At 63.6% G+C, this 17,989-nt stretch carries 16 protein-coding genes and 1 pseudogene; 6 read left to right on the forward strand and 11 right to left on the reverse strand.

Going from position 1 to position 17,989, the window contains the following annotated elements:
- Positions 1-9: 9 nt before the first annotated feature.
- Positions 10-249 (forward strand): DUF4170 domain-containing protein, encoded by a 240-nt coding sequence (locus ABIB57_RS22050; RefSeq protein ID WP_354043399.1) that lies wholly within the window; start codon positions 10-12, stop codon positions 247-249.
- Positions 250-446: 197 nt separating this feature from the next.
- Here the strand turns inward: ABIB57_RS22050 and ABIB57_RS22055 are convergent, their stop codons facing one another.
- The 3 genes from ABIB57_RS22055 to xseA are packed head-to-tail and all read right to left on the reverse strand — an operon-like array spanning position 447 to position 3,487.
- Entirely contained in the window at positions 447-1,595 is a 1,149-nt protein-coding gene (locus ABIB57_RS22055; protein WP_354043400.1) for a hypothetical protein, read from the reverse strand.
- Positions 1,596-1,599: 4 nt separating this feature from the next.
- The gene (locus tag ABIB57_RS22060) at positions 1,600-1,821 is read right to left on the reverse strand and encodes a DUF2093 domain-containing protein (RefSeq protein ID WP_299723744.1); all 222 of its coding nucleotides are present in this window, start codon (positions 1,819-1,821) and stop codon (positions 1,600-1,602) included.
- A gap of 46 nt (positions 1,822-1,867) precedes the next feature.
- Positions 1,868-3,487: an exodeoxyribonuclease VII large subunit gene (gene xseA / locus ABIB57_RS22065; RefSeq protein ID WP_354043401.1), complete on the reverse strand. Its 1,620-nt coding sequence runs from the start codon at positions 3,485-3,487 to the stop codon at positions 1,868-1,870.
- Positions 3,488-3,695: 208 nt separating this feature from the next.
- On the opposite strand from xseA, the gene purD reads away from it, so the two are divergent.
- Entirely contained in the window at positions 3,696-4,970 is a 1,275-nt protein-coding gene (purD, locus tag ABIB57_RS22070) for a phosphoribosylamine--glycine ligase (RefSeq protein WP_354043402.1), read from the forward strand.
- 139 nt (positions 4,971-5,109) lie between these two features.
- A complete protein-coding gene (locus ABIB57_RS22075) occupies positions 5,110-5,982 on the forward strand; it encodes a patatin-like phospholipase family protein (protein ID WP_354043403.1) in 873 nt (290 codons plus the stop codon).
- Between the two features lie 63 nt (positions 5,983-6,045).
- Here ABIB57_RS22075 and ABIB57_RS22080 read toward each other — a convergent pair whose 3' ends face one another.
- The 4 genes and pseudogenes from ABIB57_RS22080 to fabV all read right to left on the reverse strand — a co-directional run bounded on the left by ABIB57_RS22080 (position 6,046) and on the right by fabV (position 8,934).
- Positions 6,046-6,573: a fasciclin domain-containing protein gene (locus ABIB57_RS22080; RefSeq protein ID WP_354043582.1), complete on the reverse strand. Its 528-nt coding sequence runs from the start codon at positions 6,571-6,573 to the stop codon at positions 6,046-6,048.
- Between the two features lie 30 nt (positions 6,574-6,603).
- A pseudogene (locus ABIB57_RS22085) lies at positions 6,604-7,140 on the reverse strand (fasciclin domain-containing protein); the annotation flags it as partial.
- A gap of 146 nt (positions 7,141-7,286) precedes the next feature.
- Positions 7,287-7,751 (reverse strand): nucleoside deaminase, encoded by a 465-nt coding sequence (locus tag ABIB57_RS22090; RefSeq protein ID WP_354043404.1) that lies wholly within the window; start codon positions 7,749-7,751, stop codon positions 7,287-7,289.
- A gap of 7 nt (positions 7,752-7,758) precedes the next feature.
- On the reverse strand, positions 7,759-8,934 hold the full coding sequence (fabV, locus tag ABIB57_RS22095) for an enoyl-ACP reductase FabV (protein ID WP_354043405.1): 1,176 nt from the start codon (positions 8,932-8,934) through the stop codon (positions 7,759-7,761).
- A 524-nt stretch (positions 8,935-9,458) separates the two neighbouring features.
- Here fabV and mutL point away from each other — a divergent pair.
- Positions 9,459-11,297 (forward strand): DNA mismatch repair endonuclease MutL, encoded by a 1,839-nt coding sequence (mutL, locus tag ABIB57_RS22100; RefSeq protein WP_354043406.1) that lies wholly within the window; start codon positions 9,459-9,461, stop codon positions 11,295-11,297.
- A gap of 60 nt (positions 11,298-11,357) precedes the next feature.
- A complete protein-coding gene (locus ABIB57_RS22105) occupies positions 11,358-12,194 on the forward strand; it encodes a GGDEF domain-containing protein (RefSeq protein ID WP_354043407.1) in 837 nt (278 codons plus the stop codon).
- Positions 12,195-12,239: 45 nt separating this feature from the next.
- On the opposite strand, the gene edd is transcribed toward ABIB57_RS22105, so the two are convergent.
- From edd to ABIB57_RS22125, 4 genes are read right to left on the reverse strand one after another with little or no spacing between them, the layout of a single operon-like run.
- A complete protein-coding gene (edd, locus tag ABIB57_RS22110; RefSeq protein WP_354043408.1) occupies positions 12,240-14,054 on the reverse strand; it encodes a phosphogluconate dehydratase in 1,815 nt (604 codons plus the stop codon).
- 60 nt (positions 14,055-14,114) lie between these two features.
- Positions 14,115-14,810, reverse strand: coding sequence for a 6-phosphogluconolactonase (pgl, locus tag ABIB57_RS22115; protein WP_354043409.1), 696 nt, complete (start codon positions 14,808-14,810; stop codon positions 14,115-14,117).
- Entirely contained in the window at positions 14,810-16,291 is a 1,482-nt protein-coding gene (gene zwf / locus ABIB57_RS22120; RefSeq protein WP_354043410.1) for a glucose-6-phosphate dehydrogenase, read from the reverse strand. Before zwf ends, pgl begins: the two co-directional genes overlap by 1 nt.
- Positions 16,292-16,318: 27 nt before the next feature.
- Positions 16,319-17,191 (reverse strand): glucosamine kinase nucleotide-binding domain-containing protein, encoded by an 873-nt coding sequence (locus ABIB57_RS22125; protein ID WP_354043411.1) that lies wholly within the window; start codon positions 17,189-17,191, stop codon positions 16,319-16,321.
- Positions 17,192-17,409: 218 nt separating this feature from the next.
- On the opposite strand from ABIB57_RS22125, the gene cobU reads away from it, so the two are divergent.
- Entirely contained in the window at positions 17,410-17,964 is a 555-nt protein-coding gene (gene cobU / locus ABIB57_RS22130) for a bifunctional adenosylcobinamide kinase/adenosylcobinamide-phosphate guanylyltransferase (RefSeq protein ID WP_354043412.1), read from the forward strand.
- Positions 17,965-17,989 lie beyond the last annotated feature (25 nt).

Genomic DNA, 17,989 nt, shown 5'->3' on the forward strand with positions numbered 1-17,989 from the left:
GACGGCAGAATGGCCACTGATTCACCCAAACAATTGCTCCATCTCGTGATCGGCGGCGAGCTGTCGAGCATCGAGGGCGTGACCTTTACCGATCTCGCTGCTGTGGACATCGTCGGGCTGTACCCGAACTATGCCACCGCCTATACGGCCTGGAAGCAGAAGGCGCAGATGACCGTAGACAGCGCCCAGACGCGGTATTTTATCGTACACCTGCATCGGCTGCTGGAGCCGGAAACGCATAAGGAATAGGGGCGCATCCCCGCGCCCTTACCCTTTCTGCCCTTCGCGCCGACTTGATCCGCGGGCCTCTCGCCATTCGCGTGAGGTTGAGAGGGCCCACGGATCAAGTCCGCGGGAAGAAAGACAGTAGATGCGGTATGTGGGAAGGCCCCCTCACCCGGCGCTACGCGCCGACCTCTCCCCCGAAGGGAGAGGTGAAGGAGCGCCTAATCCGCCACCAGCGTTTCAATAATCGCGTTCACCGCACCCGGCTCGCCAATCCGCTCGCGGCCGAGGCGGCCGAGGCGCATGCGCTCCGACGGTTCAGACAGCAGCTTGCTCAGGGCATTGCCGACTGCATCGGCCTCGGCGGGCACCACGACGCGCGCATCTCCGAACAGCGTCTGTTCATCGCGAAACCGCGAGCGGCGGTCGCGGGGGTTGAGGAAGGTGATGGCCGGAATGCCCAGCCCGAGGGCTTGCACGGTCGCGGTGCCGGCCTGCGACATGACGAGATCGGACTGCGCCAGCAGGTTGCCCATCGCCCCGCCCCGCGCCATGTGGACGGTCAGCTTGCCATCGGACAGTTCGCCCAGATCGTCGGATTCGGCGCTGAGCGTGGAGGACCGGCGGAGGCCGGCGGCCTTGGCCAGGTCTTCGACCTTGACGCCCCCGGCGACAGCCAGGAATACGTCCGGGCACAGCGACATATCCAGCTTGCGTAGCGCTTCGATTTGCAGGGCGAAGCTTTCGGAGGTCAGCGCACGGCTGCCGGGCAGCAGGGTGACGGCGAAGGAGCGCTTGCGGCGCTGCGCAGCGTCGTAATTGCCATGGGGGATGGTGTCCATCATGACATTGCCGGCGCAGCGCGCGTTGACGCCGATAGCGGTCAGCGATGAGGCAAGATTGTCGGAGCGGCAGAACACGGCCTGGCAGCTCTGCTTGATGGCCCAGCGCTCAAGGCCCGAATAGAGCCGGGCCGCGCCGGTCTTGTAGACATCGAGATAGTAGAGATCGCGGTAGCCGGTGGCCCAACAAGCCAGCACGCCCACCATGTCTCCGATGACCACCACGCGGTCGTAGCTGCCCCGGACACGGCGCAGGAATTGCAGCGCTGGGGGTACGGTGCGCAGGCCGCCGGTCGCGATATCGCGCCGTAGCGAACCCTTGACGTTGCGCCAGCCTTCCGACGCCAGGGTGGCGCGGGGGCCAACCACCGGGCAGGCGCCCGTATAGGCATTGCCCGCGCCGATCATCGGATAGGCCTCGATGGACACGCTCTTGGGCATTTGGCGCACGATGGCGGCGGCGATTGCATCTTCGCCATGGCCGTTGGAAATGAACAAATATCTGAGACGGCTGGACGCTACAGCCACCGTCTCAGTTCCCGCGGCCGAAGCGTTCGAGAGCTTCGTTGGCCACCACCGCGTCGGCATAAGCCTCCTGGCGGTCCACGCTCCAATAGAACAGTTCGTCGAGCGGAATGGTCTTGCCGGTAATGGCGCAGCGCACGAACGTGCCCGGCTTGATCACCACATAGTCGCCATCCAGGTAGCGGATCACCGCTTCGGTGGGGCTAAACCCCTTGTCGAAAATGTTCATGGCACAAATCCTTGCTGCCATTGGATATAGCGCTCAAAGCCGCGCGTCAAAAGAGGCTTTCCTGCGGATCGTTATCAGTTGTCGTCCGGGGCTTTTTCCGGGGCGCGACATGGGCACCGGTGACGAGGACGGGCACGGTTTCGTCATTGGCGAAGCGGATAGTCAGGGGGTCGCCGGCCTCAAGGCCCTGCTTGGTGCGGACCAACTGCCCCTGCCCGTCGGTGACGATGGCAAAGCCGCGTGCCAAGACGCTTTCATAGCCCACCGACGCGAGCAGCTTGCCGGCCTGGTCGAGGGCGGACCGGCGTTGCGCGAGGCTGGCGCCGAAGCCGGCCAGCAGGCGTGCGGCCAAGGGTGCTAACTGGCTCTGGGAGTGGCGGAGTTCCGCCTTGAGGGCATTGGGCGAGAGCTTGGGGCCAATGGCCGCTAGCAGGCCCACCTTGCGCTCGACCAGCCTCCTGGCTGACGGCACCAGACGATCGGCGCGCGGATCGAAGGTCAGGCGCGCCCGATCGACGGTTTTGCGCAGGCCGGTTTCGGAGCGACCGGCGAGGTTTGTCAGCCGTTGCGCGAGATCCTGCCTGCGCTGGCGCAGCACTTGCGGGCCGAGGCGCGGCTCGATGCGGGAGAACTGCACGCGCTGGCGCTGCACCGAATGGCGCAGGCCGCTCAGCAGGTTGGTGGCGGCATGATCGAGCCGTTGGCGTTGGGTCGCGACAAGATCGCCTGGGCGCGGAAGGCCTGCGGCGGCGGCTCGCAACCGGTCGCGGGCGCTGCCGGAAACGCGCCGCGCCGCTTGCCGTTGGCGGGAGCCGAGATCGTCCACATAGGCAATGAGTTCGCTGCGCACCGGCACGGCGGCTTCGGCGGCCGCGGTGGGGGTCGGCGCGCGCATGTCGGCAGCGTAGTCGATCAGCGTGGTATCGGTTTCGTGGCCGACGGCCGAAATGATGGGAATGCCACTGGCGGCCACCGCGCGCACCACGGCTTCCTCGTTGAAGCCCCACAGGTCTTCGATGGAGCCACCCCCACGGGCGACGATCAGCAGGTCCGGGCGCGGAATGGGGCCGTTGGGGAGCAGCGCGTTAAAACCCTCGATGGCGTTGACCACTTCGGGCGCGCAGGTATCGCCTTGCACCCGCACCGGCCAGACCAGCACGTGGCTGGGGAAGCGGTCATCCAGGCGATGCAGGATATCGCGGATCACTGCGCCCGTTGGGGAGGTGATGACGCCGATGACGCGCGGCAGGTAGGGGATGTCGCGCTTGCGTTCGCGGTCGAACAGACCCTCGGCGAGCAGCTTCTTGCGGCGTTCTTCGAGCAGCGCCATCAGAGCGCCGGCGCCGGCAGGCTCGATATTGTCGATGACAATCTGGTATTTTGATGAGCGCGGGAACGTCGTCAGCCGGCCCGTGGCGATGACTTCGAGCCCTTCTTCGGGCTTGAAGGCCAGCCGCGCCCAATTGCCCTTCCACACGACCGCGTCCATCGACGCGTTTTCGTCCTTCAACGTGAAATAGGCGTGGCCGGACGAGTGCTGGCCGCGATATCCCGAGATTTCCCCGCGCACCCGCACATAGCCGAACTCTTCCTCGACCGTGCGTTTGACCGCCTGGGAGATTTCGGAAACGGTGTATTCGGTGGCGTTGGTGAGCGTTTCGGCCATGGTGTTCTGGTGCGCTATCGAGGCGGAGGCGTCAAGACTGGCCGGTTTTCAACGCACAGGGCTCTTGCTCCCCCTCTCCCCTTGTGGGACAGGGTGCCCGAAGGGCTGGTGAGGGTATCTTTTGACCATCGCACCCCCTCATCCGGCGCTGCGCGCCACCTTCTCCCACAAGGGGAGGAGGGTGATGACTGATAAAACGGAGCAATAGATGCGCGTTCTAGTGATTGGCTCCGGCGGCCGCGAACACGCCCTCGCCTGGAAAATCGCGCAGTCGCCGCTGTTGACCAAGCTGTTCATCGCACCCGGCAACGGCGGCACTGGCTCGGTGGCCGAAAACATCGTCATGGACATTACCGACCACAAGGCCGTGACGGATTTCTGCAAGCTGATGGCGATCGACTTCGTCGTCGTTGGACCCGATGCGCAGGTGGTCGCCGGTTTGGGCGATGATGTGCGCGCCGCAGGTTTCACCTGCTTCTGCCCGTCCAAGGCCGCCGGCCAGTTGGAAGGCTCAAAGGGTTTCACCAAGGCTTTGTGCGACGAGATGGGCATTCCCACCGCCGCCTATGGACGCTTCGACAACGAGGCTGCAGCCCTGGCCTACCTCTACGCCCACGGCGCTCCGATCGTGATCAAGGCCGATGGCCTGGCCGCCGGCAAGGGCGTGACGGTGGCGATGAGCGTCGAGGAGGCCGAGGAGGCGATCATCGACTGCTTCTCGGGCACCTTTGGGGCGGCCGGCGCGGAAGTCGTGATCGAGGAGTTCATGGAGGGCGAGGAGGTCAGCCTGTTCGTGCTGTGCGACGGCGAGAACATCCTGCCGCTGACCACCGCACAGGACCACAAGCGCGCCTTCGATGGCGATACCGGGCCCAATACCGGCGGCATGGGGGCGTATTCCCCTGCCCCGGTGATGACGCGCGAGATTTATGAGCAGACGCTGACCCGGGTCATCGAGCCCACCGTGCGGGGCCTCGCCGCGCGCGGCACGCCCTATCAGGGGGTGCTCTATGCCGGACTGATGCTCACCGCCGATGGTCCCAAGCTGGTGGAATACAATGCCCGGTTCGGCGATCCGGAAACCCAGGTCATGGTGATGCGGCTGCAATCGGACTTGCTGCAATTGTTGCTGTGGACGGCGACGGGCGATCTCAAGGGTCGCACGGTGGCATGGAAAGATCAGTTTGCGCTGACCGTTATCCTCGCCACCAGGGGTTATCCGGGGCCTTATGCCAACGGCTCGGAAATCAAAGGCGCCGAGGGCCTCGATAATTCCGAGGTGCAGGTGTTCCATGCCGGAACGCGGCGCGAGGGTGCGCGTTTACTTGGCTATGGCGGACGCGTGTTGAATGTCACCGCGTTAGGCGCCGATGTCCAGGAAGCGCAAAATCGTGCTTACGATGCCGTGGACAAAATCGACTGGCCACAGGGTTTTTGCCGCCGAGACATCGGCTGGCGCGAAATCGCCCGTAACGGCGTCTGAACCCTTCGTAAACCTCGCGGGCATACCCTATCGCGCAGCTGCCTTTGACCAGACATCGGACGAGCGCCTACCGACCCCGCTGCAACAGCGCGGACAGGTGCTGATCGACCGCCTCCGGTCCAAAGGCACGGAGCGGGACATGGCGAACACGGTTTCTGGCCCACGAATTGGCGTGGCTCTCGGCGGTGGCTCAGCGCGCGGGCTGACGCACATTCCCTATATCGAGGCGATGGACGAACTGGGCATCAAACCGAGCGTCATTTCAGGCACCTCGATCGGCGCGCTGATCGGCGCCGGGTGGGCCGCTGGCATGAGCGGGGCCGAGCTGCGCGAGCATTCCTACAATGTGCTGGGCACCATGCGCATCATCGCCGGCAAGCTATGGGCGACGCAATTGCGTGGGATCGGCGGCATCCTCAAGAACGGCATTTCGATGCAGCTCGATGCCACCAGCATTGTGGACGCCTTCACGCCCCCAGGATTTCCCAACGAATTCAAAGACCTGAAAATTCCGCTCTATGTGGTAGCGACCGATTATCAATCCTGGCACCAGGTCGTGTTCAGTTCGGGCCATCTGCGCCCCGCTATCGCCGGCTCGATCGCCATTCCCAGCCTGTTCAAGCCGGTGACCCACGCCAATCACATCCTGGTCGACGGTGGCGTGGTCAATCCGCTGCCGCTGGACCAAGCCGATATCGACACCGATTTCCTGATCGGCATCGACGTCAATGGCGATCCCTCTGAAGGCATTACCAAGACCGACCACAAGGCCATCGACATGTGGTTCGGCTCGGCCCAGATCATGATGCATTCGCTGACGGCGCACATGATGGCGGCCTATCCGCCCGACATGTATATCCGCCCCCATGTCGCCTCGTTCGGCGCCATGGAATTCTGGCGCGTCAAGGAAATCGTCGGTCACGCCGAAAAGGAAAAGGACCGCTTCAAGCGCATCCTCGATGCCAAGATCGAAGCCTGGATGGCCAAGCAGCAGAAGGTCAAGGTGGGCTAGCGAGCGTCCAATAAAAAAAGGCCCCGCCATTGGCGGAGCCCCGTCGCATTCAATTCGAATGGCTTATTTCGGCAGGAGCACGTCGTTGACGACGTGGATGACGCCATTGGACTGGTTGACGTCGGCGATGGTGATCTCGGCGGCGCCACCGGCTTCGTCGTAGATATAGATCTTGCCGCCGCGACGGGTCGCGGTCAGGGCGTCGCCGCTGACGGCGTTGAAGTTGTAGCGACCGCCATGGGCCTTGATCTTGGCCAGAAGGTCAGCCGAGGACAGCTTGCCGGCAACAACGTGGGCGGTCAGGATCTTGACCAACTGGTCCTTGTTTTCGGGCTTGAGCAGCGTGTCGACGGTGCCGGCCGGCAGCTTGGCGAAGGCTTCATTGGTCGGAGCGAACACGGTGAACGGTCCGGCGCCCTTGAGCGTATCGACCAGGCCTGCAGCCTTGACGGCGGCAACCAGCGTGGTGTGATCGGCAGAGTTGACCGCATTGTCGATGATGTCCTTGGTCGGATACATCGCTGCGCCGCCAACCAACGGGAAGTCACCGGCCATTGCGTCGGCAGGAGCCATTGCGTCGGCAGGAGCCATCGGCTTGGTTGCCATGGCCTGATCGGCGGCCTTGGGGGTCAGCACGGCATCGATCACATGGATCACGCCATTGGACTGGATCACATCGGGGATGGTCACGTTGGCAACGGTGCCATTTTCGTCGGTCACGGTGACCTTGCCGTCCTTGGCTTCCAGCGTCAGCTTGCAACCGCCGACGGTATTGACGACATGCTTGCCGCCGTCAGCCTTGACCATGGACATGATGTCGGTCGAGAGCGCCTTGGCGGGGATGACATGGCAGGCCAGGATCGTGGTCAGCATGGCCTTGTTTTCCGGCTTCAGCAGCGTTTCCACTGTGCCGGCCGGCAGGGCGTCAAAGGCTTCGTTGGTCGGAGCCAGCACCGTGAACGGGCCGGGGCCGGAGAGCGTTTCCACGAGGCCCGCAGCCTTGACGGCGGCAACGAGCGTGGTGTGATCCTTGGAGTTGATGGCGTTTTCGATGATGTTCTTGGTGGCGAACATCGCAGCGCCGCCAACCATCGGATTGTCTTGCGCGTAGGTCACAGGCATGGTGGACGACATGATCACAGCGGTCATCGCCGCCATCAAAACTTTACCGAAAGTGATTTTCATTTTGCTCCCCGATGCTGACTGCGGTTTTGCATTCAGTTGAGAGCAATTACGGGCGCAAACGCAGCGCAGTTTCACTTGCGACGTTAATTTTTTATTTGTTCGCCACGAAAGGCAATCCGCTAGCGCGGCTCGCCGCGCCGTAGCGCGCCGAAAAAGTCCTTCAATAGCGTTGCCGACCGCGTGGCGCCGAGGCCGCCGACGACTTCGGGGGCATGGTGGCAAGAGGGCTGCGCGAACAGCCTGATGCCGTTTTCCACCGCGCCGGCCTTGGTGTCCTCGGCGCCGAAATACAGCCGTCGCAGCCGGACATGGGCGATGGCGCCGGCGCACATGGCGCAGGGCTCGAGCGTCACATAAAGATCGCAGCCGTCGAGCCGCCCGCTGCCGCGCGTGGCGAGGGCGGCGCGGATGGCCAGCATTTCGGCATGGGCCGTGGGATCGCCGAGCGCCTTCATCCGGTTGCGCTCGGCGGCGAGTACCACGCCATTTTCCACCACCACCGCGCCCACCGGCGCCTCGCCATCGGCCGCCGCCTGTTCGGCGAGCGACAATGCGAGGTCCATCGGCGTGAGCGGCGTGGTCATGGCTGAATCAGGCGGCAGGGACGACCTGCGGGTCGACATCGGCGGCGTAATCGACCCCGCCCAGGCCAAAGCCAAACAGCTTGAGGAATTCCTCGCGGTATTTGGCCAGGTCAGCCAAAGCCGGCAGGTTTTCCGTGTTCAGCACTGCCCAGCGCTTCTTGAGTTCGGCCTGGACAGTGTCGGACAGTTCCCAATCGTCGACGCGGACGCGGGCGGCCTCGTCGAGCGCGATATCGCCCTGCAATTTGACGCGGAACAGGCGGTCGATCTGCTCGATAGTGCCCTCGCCAATGCCCATTTCATCCATGACCTTGATCAGCAGGGTGCCATAAAGCGGCACGACCGGAATGGCGGAGCTGGCCTGGGTCACCACGGCCTTGAGCGCCACCACATGGGCGGCCTGCTCGCCGAACTGGGCGCGGATGGCGGCAGCGGCGCGATCGAGATCGGCCTTGGCCTTGCCCAGCGTGCCCTTGTGATAGATCGGCCAGGTCAGTTCGCTGCCCAGATAGGTGTAATTGAGCGACTGGAAGCCATCGGCGAGAACGCCGGCTGCGGACAGCGCCGCAATCCAGAGTTCCCAGTCTTCGCCGCCCATGACCTTGACGGTTGCGGCCATCTCCTCTTCCGTCCCCGGCTCAACGGAGATTTCGGAGACTTCACCGGAGCCGGTATTGAGGGTCTTGGAGGTAACGGAGCCGCCATAGGGCTTGATGGCCGAGCGATAGGTGACGCCGTCCTTGGGATCGGTGCGGACCGGGGAGGCAACCGAATAGACGATCAGGTCGACCTGGCCGAGATTGGCCTTGATGGCATCGATGGCCTCGGCCTTGATGGCGTCGGAAAAGGCGTCGCCTTCCACGGTGACGGCCACGCGGGCGGCGGCTTTGGCGCGCTGTTCGAAGGCGCGGTTATTGTACCAGCCGGCGCTTGCCGTCTTGTTTTCGGCCGGCGCGCGCTCGAAGGACACGCCCACGGTATCGGCATCGCTGCCAAAGGTAGTGACGATGCGCGAGGCCAGCCCGTAACCCGTCGAGCAGCCGAGCACCAGCACGCGCTTGCGATCCGAGGGGATCGCGCCTTTGACGACCACATGGTCGATCTGGCGCTGGACATTGGTGGCGCAACCGACCGGGTGGGCGGTGGTGCAGATGAAACCGCGAATTTTGGGCTCGATGATCAAGGCAGGGCTCCCGCAACAGATTTGCGCCCGCACATAGCAGAGAGGAAGCGGCCTGTCACACCTGTCGAGCCCGCACCGCCCAAGCGGCCCCCTTCTCCTCCCCCTCCAGGGGGAGGCCGGGTGGGGGTGCGTTTGGCCCCGATCTGTCCATCTTACCTCTCTTACCCCCGCCCCCAATTCCCGCTCCATAATCCCCCCATTCCCACGCACCACTGCGCGGTCGCCACGAACGGTCGGCGTGGGAACAACCGGTGAGATTGGGGTCGCCCAGTCTCGGCGTGCGGAAAACTCGGCACGTGGGTCTGCCATAGTGGCCCACATGAACCGGACACGCCAAAAATCCCGGTGCATGCGGCGAGATGCTGTCTCGCTTACTAAAACAAACCATGAGGCACGTCTCGCCGCATGCCGCAGTCTATCCCATACCCGCCCGGTACCCCGCGCGGCAATTGGCGTTGGGCAATCGCGGAACCGGGTCGGAAACCGCGCCGGCATGGCCTATATTGGCCCAAGGAGAATCGCCCTTGCCCATCCGCCAATTGCCCGAAGACCTGATCAACCGCATCGCCGCCGGCGAGGTGGTGGAGCGCCCTGCCAGCGTGGTCAAGGAACTGGTCGAGAACGCCATCGATGCGGGGGCGTCCCGGATCGTCGTCACCACGGCCATGGGCGGCAAGGGGTTGATGCGCATCGAGGACGACGGGCATGGCATGGACCGCGCGGATTTGCTGCTGTCGGTGGAGCGGCACGCCACCTCCAAGCTGAGCGCCGACGATCTCGAGGATATCCGCACCCTCGGGTTCCGCGGCGAGGCGCTGGCCTCGATCGGCTCGGTGGCGGAACTGAGCATTGCCTCGCGCACCAGCGATGCCGAAAGCGGGTTGCGGATCGAGGTGCGCAGTGGGGTTCGGCATGGGCCGGTGCCACAGGCGATGAACCGGGGCACCATTGTGGAGGTGAGGAACCTCTTCGCCAATATCCCGGCGCGGCTCAAATTTCTCAAGACTGACCGGGCCGAGGCAGGCGCGATCACCGATGTGGTCAAGCGGCTGGCGATGGCCAATCCAGGCGTGCATTTCGTGCTCAATGGCAGCGATCGCAGCCCCGCCAATTGGCCGGCGGTCAGCGGCGCGGGCGCATTGGAAGCGCGGCTGTCGCAGGTGATCGGCGACGATTTCGCGCAGAATTCCGTGCAGTTGGCGACGGCGCGCCATGGCGTGGTCGTGGCGGGCCTCGCCGGATTGCCGACTTATACGCGGGCCAATTCGCTGTCGCAGTTCTATTTCGTCAATGGCCGCTCGGTGCGCGACAAAGTGCTGGTCGGCGCCGTGCGGGCGGCCTATGCGGATTATACGTTCCGCGACCGGTTTCCGGTGATCGCGCTCTATCTCGCGGTCGATCCGGGTGAGGTGGATGTGAACGTACACCCAGCCAAGGCGGAACTGCGCTTTCGCGATGCCGGGGCGGTGCGCGGCGCCGTGATCCGGGCGGTTGGGGAAGCCTTGGCGGCGGCGGGGTTCAAGGCTTCGACCAGCGTGGCCGACGATGTGCTGGGGGCGTTCACGGCACCCGAATATGCGGCTGCGCCTGCCGCGAGCAATCCGTCCACCGCCTATCGCTGGACCGGCTCGACGCCCTCCTCCGGTGGCTATGAGCGCGTCTCAGGAACCGGCAACGCTAACCCATTCTCCCCCAGCTATGGCGCCCAATCGGACTTGGCAGGCTTATCGGAACCCAGCGCCCGGGTCGAAATGCCCGACACGCGTCCAGAACTGATGGAATTTCCGCTCGGCACGGCACGTGCTCAGATGTTCGACAATTTCATCATCGCCCAGAATGGCGAGGGCCTGCTGCTGGTCGATCAGCACGCGGCCCATGAGCGGCTGGTCTATGAACGGTTCAAGGCACAGCTCGCCTCCGGTCCCGTCGCCAGCCAGGCGCAACTCATTCCGGTGATCATCGAGCTGCCTGAGGAGGACTGCGCCCGGCTCGAAGAGGCCGCGCCAGAGCTGGAGCGCTTCGGGCTTTATCTGGAGCGCTTCGGCCCCCGCGCCGTCGCGGTGCGCGAGACCCCTGCCCTCTTGGGCCAGACCGATATTTCGGGGCTCGTGCGCGACGTTGCCGATGGCCTGGCCGAATGGGAAACCAGCTCGGCGCTGCAAGACCGCATGGACGCCATCATCGGCCGCATGGCCTGCCACGGCTCGGTTCGGTCCGGCCGACGATTGCGGGTGGATGAGATGAATGCCCTGCTGCGCGACATGGAGAATACCCCCCATTCCGGGCAGTGCATCCATGGGCGACCGACTTATGTGGAGCTGAAGAAGCGCGATATCGAGCGGTTGTTCGGGCGGAGCCGGTAGGCGTGGGTTTGAAAGCCCGGGAGTGGTAATAGACGAATGCCGAATATGCCGGAAAGAGCGATGATGTATGTCGACGACGTGATGCTCGTCATCGGGGTGGGGTTGCTGGCCGCGGCGCTGCTCACGGTGCGTTCGATCATCCGCCTGCTCAGCGCGTCCAGCACGTTGCGCCGGCAGTGGATCGGGCTGAGCGCGCTGATCGTGTTCTTCATCGTGGGCTATGTGGGGCTGGTCTTTCTCTGGGAAGAACGGGCGCTGGTGGCCAATGAGCTTGTGGCGCTGATCCTGATGGTGGCGGGGGCCTTTACCCTGGTCGTCACCCGCCTGTCCTTTGTCACCACCAATGACGTGGTGCGGATCGCCAAGCTCGAACGCGACGCCATCGAGGACCCGCTGACCGGCACCTATAACCGCCGCTATCTCGACAGCAAGCTGATCGAGGAAGTAAGCCGGGCCACGAGGTTGAACCTGCCGTTATCGGCAGTCTTGATCGACCTGGACCATTTCAAGCACGTCAACGACACCTATGGGCACGATGTCGGCGACTTGGTGCTGCGGCACGTGTGTTCGCTGATTATTGCTTCGGTTCGGCCCAATGACACCGTCTTTCGCTATGGCGGCGAGGAATTTGTCGTTATCGCGCCCAATTGCGATATTGACGCTGCGGCCACTCTTGGAGAGCGGATGAGACTGCGCATTGCGGAGTCCGTCTTGAGCCTGCCCGGCGGCCAGGACTTGGCGGTCACAGCGAGCCTGGGGATTTCCTCGCTGTCCCTGACCGGCTCATCGGAGGCCATGCTGCGCGCCGCCGATCAAGCGCTGTACACGGCCAAAAGAGGCGGCCGAAACCGCACCTGTGCCGCACCGGCCGACATATCCGAGACACCTGCCGCCTGAGAAAAGACCGCCGGGCGATCCCGGCGGTCCGTTCGGACATCAGCCTTACTGAAACACGCTCGCGCCGCGATCCGCGACGCCCACGAGGCTCCTGAACCCCGCGAACAACTCGCGGCCCATGCCGTAGTGCTGGGGGCGCAAGTCTTCGGTGGCAGGGGTGCGGGAGAGGAGTTCCTTTTCGTCGCCGAGGAAGGTCAGGGTGCCTTCATTGGCGTCGAGGCGGATCATGTCGCCGTCGCGCAGTTTGGAGATGGGGCCGCCATCGACGGCTTCGGGGGTCATGTGAATGGCGGCGGGCACCTTGCCCGAGGCACCGGACATGCGACCGTCAGTCAGCAGCGCGACCTTGAAGCCGCGGTCCTGCAAGACGCCGAGTGCCGGGGTCAGCTTGTGCAGTTCGGGCATGCCGATGGCCCGGGGGCCGGAGAAACGGACCACGGCGATCATGTCGCCATTGAGTTCGCCGGCCTTGAACGCAGCCTGCAGGCCTTCCTGGCCGTGGAATACGCGGGCGGGGGCTTCGATGACGCGGTGTTCCGGCTTGACGGCGGAGACCTTGATCACCGAGCGGCCGAGATTGCCGGAGAGCAGCTTGAGGCCGCCCGAGGTCTGGAACGGCGTGGCCACGCCAGTCAGCACTTTTGGCAGCGCGGATTCCTTGGGCGAGGCTTCGAAGGTCAGCTTCTCCTCGATGAGCTTGGCTTCCACGGCATAGCCAGACAGGCCATTGCCCCAGACGGTCTTGACGTCTTCGTGCAGATGGCCGCTGGCGAGCAGTTCCTGGATCAGGAAGCCCATGCCACCGGCGGCATGGAAATGGTTCACGTCGGCGACGCCATTGGGATAGACGCGGGCCAGCAGCGGCGTCGCGTCGCTGAGGTCACTCATGTCGTCCCAGGTGACATGCAGGCCCGCAGCGGCCGCGATGGCGATCAAGTGCATAGTGTGGTTGGTCGAGCCGCCGGTGGCGTGCAGACCAACCAGGCCGTTGACGATCGACTTCTCATCGATGACGTGGCCGACGGGGGTGTAGTCATTGCCCTGCGCGGTCAGCGAGAGGGCGCGCTTGGTCGCCTCTTTCGTCAATGCATCGCGCAGCGGGGTGCCGGGATTTACGAAGCTGGCACCCGGCAGGTGCAGGCCCATGATTTCCATCAGCATCTGATTGGAATTGGCGGTGCCGTAGAAAGTACAGGTGCCGGCCGAATGATAGGACTTGCTCTCCGCTTCCAGCAGCTCGGCACGGCCGACCTTGCCTTCCATATAAAGCTGGCGGATCTTGCTCTTTTCGTCGTTCGGCATCCCCGAGGGCATGGGGCCGGCGGGCACGAAGACGGCGGGGAGATGACCAAAGGTCAGCGCACCGATCAACAGTCCGGGGACGATCTTGTCGCAGATGCCGAGATAGACGGCAGCGTCGAACATGTTGTGGCTGAGCGAAATCGCCGTTGCCATGGCGATGACGTCGCGGCTGAACAGCGACAGGTCCATGCCCGGCATGCCCTGGGTGACACCATCGCACATGGCGGGCACGCCGCCGGCAACCTGCGCCGTGGCGCCGATGGCGCGGGCGGCTTCCTTGATGATATCGGGATAGAACTGATACGGCTGATGGGCGCTCAGCATGTCGTTATAGGATGTGACAATACCCAGGTTCAGCGTCTTGCTGCCGGCCAACGCTGCCTTTTCGGATGGGGTGCAGGCGGCAAAAGCGTGGGCGAGATTGCCGCAGCTCAGGGTCGAGCGGTAGACGCCGGCTTCCTTGGCGGCGTCGAGGCGATTGAGGTAGTCGCGGCGGGTGTCGCGGCTGCGGGCGGCGATACGGTCGGTGACATCTTTGATCGATTGGCGAACAGACATTTTAGCTCCTTGGTGGAGCCTTAAGTGGCCGAAGCGGTCGATTGGGGACCGCGACGGGGACTACGGGCACCAGTAGACGGTTACAGTCTGGCCGGAGCGCAAGACGGCACGGATGGGCATGGCCTCTGTGGGGCCTTCACTCAATGCCGTGTCGAGAACGACGGCCTTTTCTTCCCCTTCGATGTGAAGGTAGAGCCCATCCGTGTTCAACAGATACGGAAGGGTAAGGGTGATGCGCGACTCGCCGGCGCCGGGGGCGTGGATGGCCAGTGCGGGACCGGGGGCGGACAGCGCTTCGGTAAGCGTATCGCCGCCGGGAAAGAACGAAGCGGTATGGCCGTCGCTGCCCATGCCGAGAATGACCGCCGCAAATGGGCGTGGCAGGTTGGCAAGCGAGGCATTGGTCTGGGCGACCCGTTCGGGGGTCGGCTCGTCGCCGCCCGAATAGAGCGGCAGGAACCGCGCGATTGCCGCCGGGCCCTGTAGCATGCGCTCATTGACCAGCAGGGCATTGGAGCGGTTGCTCATCTCGTCGACCCAGCGCTCATCGACCAGGGTGACGATGACCTTGGACCAGTCGATGTCCTTGGTCTTGCCCAAAGCCTGGAAGAACCGGCCGGGCGTGGAGCCGCCGCTGACGGCGATGGACGCCATGCCGCGCTCTGTGATGGCCGTCCGGATGCGGTCGGCAACCGACTCGGCCAATTCCTTGGCCAGGGTCGGCTTATCGGCAAAGCTGCGGCGTTCGATTGTCATCAGTTTTCGCCTTCATACCAGGTGCGGCCATCGCGCTCGATCAGGGCGATCGAGCCGGTTGGGCCCCAGGTGCCAGCCGTGTAGGACTGGGTCGGCTCGGACGAATTGTCCCAGGCCTCGCGGATCGGGTCGACCCATTTCCAGGCCGCCTCAAGCTCGTCGCGGCGCATGAACAAGGTCTGGTTGCCCCGGATCACGTCGAGCAGTAAGCGCTCATAGGCTTCGGGCGTGCGCTCGCTGAAGGTCTGGGCAAAGCTCAGGTTCAGCGGCACTTCGCGCAGGCGCATGCCGCCCGGACCCGGGTCCTTGATCATCATCATCATCTTGACGCCCTCGTCGGGCTGCAGACGGATGATCAGCTTGTTGGCCTTGGGCGCGCCCTCGGCGTGGTCGAAAATCGAATGCGGAATGGAGCGGAACTGGATGCAGATTTCCGAAACGCGGCTGGCCATGCGCTTGCCGGTGCGCAGGTAGAACGGCACGCCGGCCCAGCGCCAGTTTTCGATTTCGGCTTTGAGGGCAACGAAGGTTTCGGTGCGGCTGCCCTTCTTGGCTTCGGGCAACTCGTCCTGATAGCCGGCCACCGAGGTGGTCTCGGACTTCACGCCGCGATACTGGCCGCGCACGGTCATGCGGGCCACGTCGCCATTGACGATGGGCTTGAGAGATCGCAGCACTTTGAGCTTTTCGTCGCGCAGGGCGTTGGCGTCGTCGGACGCCGGCGGTTCCATGGCCACGAGGCACAGCAACTGCAGCATGTGGTTCTGGATCATGTCGCGCAGGGCGCCACTCTCGTCGTAATAGCCGCGCGTGCCGGCGCCGACCGACTCGGCCACGGTGAGCTGGACATGGTCGATATGGGCCGAATTCCAGATCGGCTCGAACAGCGTATTGGCGAAGCGCAGCGCCAGCAGGTTCTGCACCGTCTCTTTGCCGAGATAGTGGTCGATGCGATAGACCTGATCTTCCTTGAAGATTTTTGAGACGCCATCGTTGATTTCCATCGACGAGGCGAGGTCGTGGCCGAGCGGCTTTTCGATCACCACGCGGGCGTCGCGGCGGTAATATTTCTTCTTGGACAGATATTCGGCGATGGGCTCGAACAGGTCGGGCGCCACGGCCAGATAGAAGGCGCGAACGATCTTGGGATCGTCGCGCAGCGCCTTGCCCAAGTCGGTCCACTTCGCAGGGTCGCTGACATCGTTGGCGACGTAGGAGAATATCGTGACGAAGCGATCGATGATCGCTGAGTCCTGGTATTCCTTTTCCACGAATTCGGTGACCGCATCGCGGGCCAGCTTCTGAAATTCGGCGTCGCTCAGCTTGGAGCGCGAGACACCGATAATATGCGACTGCTCGTCGAACTGCCCATCCTTGAAGCGATGGTACAGCGCCGGGATAAGCTTGCGCTTGGTCAAGTCGCCAGTGGCGCCGAACACCACATAATCGAAAGGCTGGACCGGAATGATGCGACTGGACACGAGGCTAAGTCCTTCTGAAGGCAGTCTTTAAGCGAAATTCTGTTTGGCGAGGATGACCGCGCCATGCAGTGGTTCATAGAGCGGCAGGGCGACGAAATCGCCATAGCGCTGCTGCAATAGTGGGAACAGGCGCTGGCCGAAGCCGCCGACGATGGCCATGACCTTGGCGTCGCGGGCCTTGAACCAGTTGGCGTAGTTGTCGATGTAGCTGAATTGCAAATCCATCAACTGCCGAGCGATCGAGTCGCCCTTTTCGAAATAGTCGATGAACATCGGCATCAGGGCGCCATAGTCGGCGGGATTGCGCTCGTCCTTGAACGACCAATCCATGATGGCGTCATTGTCGCCCATCTGCGCGACAACGGCCTTGGTCAGATCGGAGCCGGGCACCAAGCCGTCTTCGGCCTCTACGGTAATCCGCACCAGTTCGCGGCCCAAAATGGCGCCGGACATCTGGTCGCCCACGGGAAAGCCCCAGCCACCGATCTGGTAGCGCTGGCCGCCCACAATGGCTAGGCCCGCCGAACCGGTGCCGACGATGATGACCGCGCCATCGCCGCCGCCCAAGGCGCCCGCATGGGCGATATCGATGTCGTCGTAGACCTTGACGGCGGCGAACGGCCAAGGCCGCGCCTCGAATTCATCGCGCGCCGAAATCAGGCGGGCACCGGCCATGCCGAAACACGCATAGGTACTGGCCATTTGTCCGGCATCGAGACCGGCTTGGGCGAACACTTCCTTGGTACCCATAGAGATCGCCTGATAGGCCGGATTGCCATCGTCGATCTGCAGGTTCGAGCGGCCGTTCCTGACCTCGGCAAGGGTGTTCAGGTTTTCGTCGGCAAGGCGGATGCGGCAATTTGTGCCGCCACCGTCAACGCCAAGATAGTATCTGGGCACGCGGGCGCCTCCGTCTCTATGCCAAGAGTGTATTGGGTCGGTTCGGCGCGGACCATAATGCGAAAGATGCTAAGACGAAAGTACAATAAGCTGCTGTTCCGCGCGACCGAAGCGACAGTTTCGCATAGCTTGTCTACGGGCAGCGGCGGGCAGACGCAACCGGCTGGCGGCTCACGCTTTTAATCATCGGGACCGTTGCGGGACGGAAGGGGTTGAGCATGACACGACATCTGCTGGTACTGGGCGGGGCAAGATCGGGCAAAACGGCTTTTGCCGAGCGTTTGGCGATGCATGAGGGACAAAAGCCGGCGTATCTGGCCACGGCTACGGCGCTGGACGGCGAAATGCGCGAACGAGTCGAAAGCCACCAGCGCGGCCGAGCCGGGCGATTCGCCACCATCGAAGAGCCGCTTGCGCTATCCGATGCCATCATCAGGGCGTCCAAGCAGCATGATGTGATTCTGGTCGACTGCCTGACGCTGTGGATCACCAATATGCTGATGGCGGGCGAAGAGGTGGCGGGGGCGGTCGAGCAATTGGCCGAGACGCTGGTGCAGGTTCAGCAGACCAAGATCGTGCTGGTCAGCAATGAGGTGGGCCTGGGGATCGTGCCGGACAATGCGATGGCGCGCACGTTCCGTGACCTGGCGGGATCGGCGCACCAGCGATTGGCCGAGATTTGCGACGATGTGTATTTCGTCGTTGCGGGCTTGCCGATGGTGCTCAAAGGCGAGGCGCCGAGCATGGACACTCCACGGATTTACGAGGCCTAGATAGTTTAGAGTGCTGCGGATGCGC

Origin of the sequence: Devosia sp. UYZn731 (genome assembly GCF_040546795.1) — a bacterium.
Classification (GTDB): Bacteria; Pseudomonadota; Alphaproteobacteria; order Rhizobiales; family Devosiaceae; genus Devosia.